The following is a 5,612-nucleotide window of genomic DNA, read 5'->3' as shown; positions in this document are numbered from 1 at the left end:
GAAACTGCACCCGGTTCATCGCCATGGTTCACCTCGTCTTGTCGGTGAACCACATCATGCGCATCCCACTGGCTCACCAAGTGAGCCCGCTGAAGAATGTCGCTAATCAGGAAAAATAAACATCCGCGGGGATGAGGTAGCCGCTTGTTGTGCGATAGGGCCGCAGTTCCGCGCTCATGGACTCGGCCATTCCGATGCGCGCCCTCTCGCCCGCTTGGTCGATATCGCACGCAAACGGAAGATCCTGTATCTCGCCAAACAGCGTTTCGCGCAGGTCTCTCATATGGCGGAAGATCGTTGCTATGTGCAACGTCACTTGGCGGAAGCCGGCGGTATACACTAGCGATCTCAAAGCCACACCGTCGCAGAGTGCCAGAGGCGAAAGACATCTCTGCGCTGACTCGTCACTGACGTGGCCTCGTAGCGCTCGAGCCAATGCGCGCAAATACGGATTGCGCGCAGCCCAGACGTTGATGGCGAGTTTGCCGTCGGGTCTAAGGACGCGACGCATCTCGAAGAGGGAACGCGCCCGATCCGGGAAAAACTGCAGGGCCTGCTGACACAGTACGGTATCGAACGAGCAGGATCCGAACGGCAATTCACCCGCGTCCGCCTGCCTCCATTCGATGTCCATGCCGTCGAGCGGTTCGCACGATTTAGCGACAGCGAGCATTTGCGCATTGAGATCCACACCGACAACGCGCCCACACCGCCCGGTGAGCGGCGCTGCCAGCCGCGCCACGATACCGGTACCGCAGGCGACGTCCAACAACCGCTCGCCGCGCTGAATGCCGACATACGCTATGAACCGCTCGGCCAGCGGACGAAAGAGCGTCGGCACCTTGCACTGCTCGTAGCGCTTCGGTGCTGAACCTTCGAGCAGCCAGCGTTCGTCGACGTTGGCCATGCGATTCAGTCGGCCTTGATCCCCATCGTACGAACGAGATCATTCCAGCGCTTGATCTCAGTGCGCAAGTGCGCTGCGAAAGCTCGAGGCCCTAGGTCCGACGATTCCATACCGATTGCATTCAACCGCTCGCGCATCTCCGGCGTGGCCAGGATCTTCGCAATCTGGGCATGCAGTTGCTCGATCACTTCCCGAGGCGTTCCGATCGGGCCCACAATACCTTGCCAGTCGCTCACCTCTGCTGCGGCATAGCCGAGCTCCTTCAGCGTGGGAATCTCGGGATAACCCCTGAGCCGCGCGGGCGCCGCCGTCGCGATCGCGCGCAGCTTTCCGGACTCCAGGTGAGGGGACAAGGCCGCGATCGGCCCAAAGGCCATGTCGACTTCACCACCTACCAAAGCGGCCACACCCGCCGGGCTGCCTTTGTAGGGAACATGCAAGATGTCGATGCCTGCCTCACGCGCGAAAAGCGCTCCGGCAAGATGCGGAGGCGTGCCGTTGCCTCCTGAAGAATACTTCATCGTACCGGCTTCCACTTGCGCCGACGCGATGAGCTCGGGGACCGACCGGACGGCCGCCGTGCTCCTCACCGCAAGCAAGGTATAGCTCCAGTTGAGCATCGCTATCGGTGCTAGATCTCGCGCGATGTCGAAAGGCATCCGAGCGATCAGACTCGGCGCCACCACATAGGGCATGGCGATCAATCCGAGCGTATAACCGTCGGCCGGTGCGTTGGCGACGATCTTCAGACCAATGCTACCGATAGCCGATCTCGTTGAGCGCGGTGGAGATCGTGGCCCGGATGCCGTGCCCGGTCAGCAGGTCGAGGTATCCCATCCGCTTGAGCGCCGCGTTGAACGTGTTCTCGCTGATGCGCTTCTTTAAATCGCTGTCGTGTCGAAACACGTAGTGTTGCGCCGGCTTGAAGTGGTCCAGCATGTACCGGACGATCTCCACGGCTTGTACCGACAACGGTACGATGTACGGTGGGATATCCTGAGGCTGCTTGCGCTTCTTGCGCATGTGCATCTGGAGCTGCTTCACGACGTCGGGCGGAATGATCCACAACCCTTGGTCCAGGTGGAATTGGTCGGGCGTCGCAAGCCGCAGCTCTCCGGTGCGCACGCCCGTCAACAATAGCAACCGCAACCCGAGCTGGGTTTGCAGCCTGCCGCGATACGTGCGTAGCCGCTGCAACAGCTTCGGCAGCTCGGCCATGCGCAGGAACGGATTGTGGTTCACGGGCGGCAGGGGCTGCGCCACGACGTCGAGATCGGACGCTGGGTTTTGTTCCAAGCCCGGCACGGTCACCAGCGCGTAGCGGAAGATCTGTTTGAACCAAGTCCGAACCTTCTCGGCGACGGACAGCGCCTTGCGCAGCTCGATCTTGGCGATCACCTCCAGCAGATCGGGGCGCCTGATGTCGTAGATCGACACCGCGCCCAGTGCCGACAGCACGTCCTTTTTGAATATGCGCGGAAGTATCGAGAGCGTGCAGTGCCGGCCCTTCTTTAGACTGAGTTCGCGATGGGCAAGCCACTTCTTGTACACCGCCTCGAAGCTGTTCTTGTCGGCGAGACGAACCGTGGCGCGCCTTCGCTTGCGGTGGATCCGCGGATTGATGCCTTTGGCCAACAAGGCGCGCGCCTCATCGCGCAAGCCACGCGCTTCGCGAAGCGTGACTTCCGGGTACGTCCCCAGCGACATCCGCTTCTGCTTGTTCAGCCAGTAGTAGCGGAAGTGCCAGGTTCTGCCGCCCACGGCCGTCACGGCCAGGGAAAGTCCGTCCGAGTCAGCGAGGGTATAGGCCTTGCCCGTTGCCCTGGCTTGGCGGACGGCGAAGTCGGAGAGTGCCATGCTCTTGCTCCTGAACAGGAGTCAGGAGCCGATGCTGATCTCGTCGACCTCGCCCCTCCATCAACAATCCGGAACCCGCCGCGCCCATGAAAATGGACTTGTTTATGGACTCAAATGTCCCGGCTGTAGGTGGATGTCAGTGGACGGCGCTGGAACGTCGAAGCGAGGGCGGTTCCTTACGCGACAACGACTTGCAGTCATCCCTGGACATCCACGGAACTTGGCGGATTGTTGCTGTGGAGCGGGTGAAGGGAATCGAACCCTCGTCGTAAGCTTGGGAAGCTACAGTAAATTCCTTGCAAATCAAAGAGGATCCACCAAATTTTGCTCCGCAATTATGGCTGATTTGCCGGCTTTTGAGCCAATATCGGCGCGGCATCGAACGAAATTGCGGAGCAACTCTGAGCGTGCTCTGGGCCTATTTCGACAGACTGAGCGCAGCTTGGCTGCGTTGATCCGGCACTATGGCGCCAGCTTGCCGTCACCGGCGCGATGGAGCACCTTAACCGAGAGAACTGCCGTGGAGCGAAGCACTGGCACGGGGTCGCGCACCGCCCCTCCCACCAAACGCACCGAGACTCCAAACTTTCCTCAGCGAACCTACGCCTGCTCACTTCGGTGATAGCACCCGCGAGTCGAACGTACCCCGCACGAAATCGAGCGTCAAAGCCATGTCGATCTCGCTCAGCATGAGAGCGAAACACGCGATTGCCGATTGGTTCGCTGCCGACCAGGGCGCCGTCGCAGTCGAAGATCACAAATCCAGGCTGGTTCGTAGCCTGGTTTTCGAACCGGAGTTGGCTTGGCGAATCCGACTCTTGAGTGCCGTCAGGCCTTCGGCCCACACCTTGCGCCTAGCGGCGTATCGGCGATGCAGATCGGCCGGTTTGGAAATGACGAGCTTGTGCGGTGAGCCTTTGCGCACGACATCGAATCCGAACGCCGCGTCAGCAGCCCGCAAGCTCGTAATCAAATGCGAGCGTCGGCTCTCGGCCATCGCCAGGGTCAACGGTTGTGCACTGGACGACAACGCCCAGTCGATTGCGAGCCTGCAGTCTGCGCAGCGACAAACCCATTCGGTGTCGCGCAGACCAAAGTCGTCAGGCAAGGGATCTGGCCGGGCCAGGGCTTGTTGCAGCGTTTCGACGACCGCTGCAGTCAGTGCGATTGCCTCGGCGGGTGCATCCCTACCGGTCGGGAGCGCCTCGATCAGCGGCCGTAGGTCCAACAACGGATACAGATCTGGGTAATCTCGCACATGGTGCAGCAGTTCGATCAAATGCTTCTTCGTCCGTTCCGGATCCAGTCGTAGTGCAGCGACTAGTTCCGCGGCGATGTCCACGCGCTGCCCGAGCGACCCATTGCGCTCCGCCGGAGATAGCGACTTTTGCGCCACATCGTGTTCCCGTACCGCGGCGAGGCACTGCACCCACATGGCGTCGATCACCTCGAATTCCAGTCCCGCGCGTGTGCAGGCTCGCACGAACTCCCCGAGCGGCCTTGGCCAAAGCGTTGCGCCAGAAGCGCGCGCCGATGCTGCACTCATGCCCAACCAAGACGGCCGGGATTTCGCCCACTCCTGCAACAGACCCAGCATCCAGGTGGAACCCCAGCGCTTGCTCAGACTAGCCAACGCTTTCGCGTCAGCGGGTTTGAACGTCGTCCACATGAAACCCTCGCACAATGCCTGCGCATGTACGGCATCGGGCAACGCAACGGCGAGCGCTGCGTAGGAGCGAAACAATTTGCGTCCCTGATCCCAACATCGAGCCGCGAGCGTGCGTGCAGCTGGCTGCAAGCGTCGCGCCAATTCATCGGCCCGTCCGTTTCGCGCTAACACCAAAGCAGCGGCGAGGGCAGCGTCGAACTCGGTTACGAAACGGTTGACTTCAGCCGCCAAGGGCGTCTGCAATACCAGTGCGGCGCGACGATACCAGTACTCGAGTGTCTCGCCATAGTTGCCCATGTAGCCTTCATATTCTTCGTCGACGAGAAAGGACTTGTCGGTGTCCGTAAAGCTATCGACATCCGTCCGCCGCACGTGCAATGCAGCGCGGCGCAGCGGCCGATCGTCGGCGCCGACCCAGTAATCGACGGCAATCGATTCGTCAATAAGATCCTCGGGCAGTGGTTCTTCGGAGCCGCGACGGCGAGAGGAATAGTCCTCGGTAGCAGTCCATTGCTGGCATATCTCGACGAGCCCAAGGTGGACGGTCAAGCCCAGCGCCTCGGCGGCAGCGCGCAATGCGGCTGCTCGCGACCTATCGTCTCCCTTGAGCAACGACCAACGCAGTCCGTGCTGCGTGTACTCGTGATCAAGTAGGAATACCCAGGGCCGGGTGTGGATATCCTCGCCCGGAAAGAAGTGCTCACGCATCGCCTTGAGGAGCGGTGCGGACGCAGGCGCAGCGGGTGCGAACGACCCGACGGGGACCACCAAGTCGTAGGTCAGTACGATGCGCCATCCTTCCGTGATCGGACACACCTCATGCTGACAGTCGGCGTAGAAAGCGAACCAGCGAAATCCATCTAGACGCAGGTGCTGGGACGCGAATCGTGCTTCGTCCTTACCATGACGCACGCGCAGTTCGCCTCCGAGGTGTGCCGAAGGGCAGACGAGCACGAGAGTGGCCACCATCCCGCGATGCTTCTCCGTATCCTGGTGCGACTTGAAGAACGGCATTGTCCCGATCGATGTTGAACTGAGGGTCTGAGGTGGCGGCTCCTTTCCCCTGCGTGTGATATGCAGGGGGTCGCCAAACCAAGAAAGGAGCCACCATGGCGAAGACTGTCACGAAGTCGATCGTTTGCCAATCGCAAGCCGATGCAGGGACGCTGAACGTAGCCA

The 5,612-nt window shown here is 60.9% G+C and carries 3 protein-coding genes and 1 pseudogene; all 4 read right to left on the bottom strand.

Translation table 11 applies throughout. The features are described 5' to 3' along the window. Positions 1 to 106 precede the first annotated feature (106 nt). Positions 107 to 907, bottom strand: a complete 801-nt coding sequence (locus GEV05_30270) for a methyltransferase domain-containing protein (protein MPZ47568.1) — start codon at positions 905 to 907, stop codon at positions 107 to 109. 5 nt (positions 908 to 912) lie between these two features. Further along, a complete protein-coding gene (locus GEV05_30265; protein MPZ47567.1) occupies positions 913 to 1,671 on the bottom strand; it encodes a tripartite tricarboxylate transporter substrate binding protein in 759 nt (252 codons plus the stop codon). Then, a pseudogene (locus GEV05_30260) lies at positions 1,670 to 2,764 on the bottom strand (DUF4102 domain-containing protein). The gene GEV05_30265 and the pseudogene GEV05_30260 overlap by 2 nt, the downstream one beginning before the upstream one ends. A 754-nt stretch (positions 2,765 to 3,518) precedes the next feature. Continuing rightward, the gene (locus GEV05_30255; GenBank protein ID MPZ47566.1) at positions 3,519 to 5,447 is read right to left on the bottom strand and encodes a hypothetical protein; all 1,929 of its coding nucleotides are present in this window, start codon (positions 5,445 to 5,447) and stop codon (positions 3,519 to 3,521) included. Positions 5,448 to 5,612: the final 165 nt, after the last annotated feature.

The organism is Betaproteobacteria bacterium, from assembly GCA_009377585.1.
Lineage (GTDB): Bacteria > Pseudomonadota > Gammaproteobacteria > Burkholderiales > WYBJ01 > WYBJ01.
The sequence above is the reverse complement of the archived record's forward strand: the minus strand, read 5'-3'. Positions and strand labels throughout refer to the sequence as shown.

What these genes read in the sequence shown, in the direction of transcription:
- GEV05_30270 (MPZ47568.1), bottom strand. Translation starts at nt 907, where the DNA reads ATGGCCAACGTCGACGAACGCTGGCTGCTCGAAGGTTCAGCACCGAAG.
- GEV05_30255 (MPZ47566.1), bottom strand. Translation starts at nt 5,447, where the DNA reads ATGCCGTTCTTCAAGTCGCACCAGGATACGGAGAAGCATCGCGGGATG.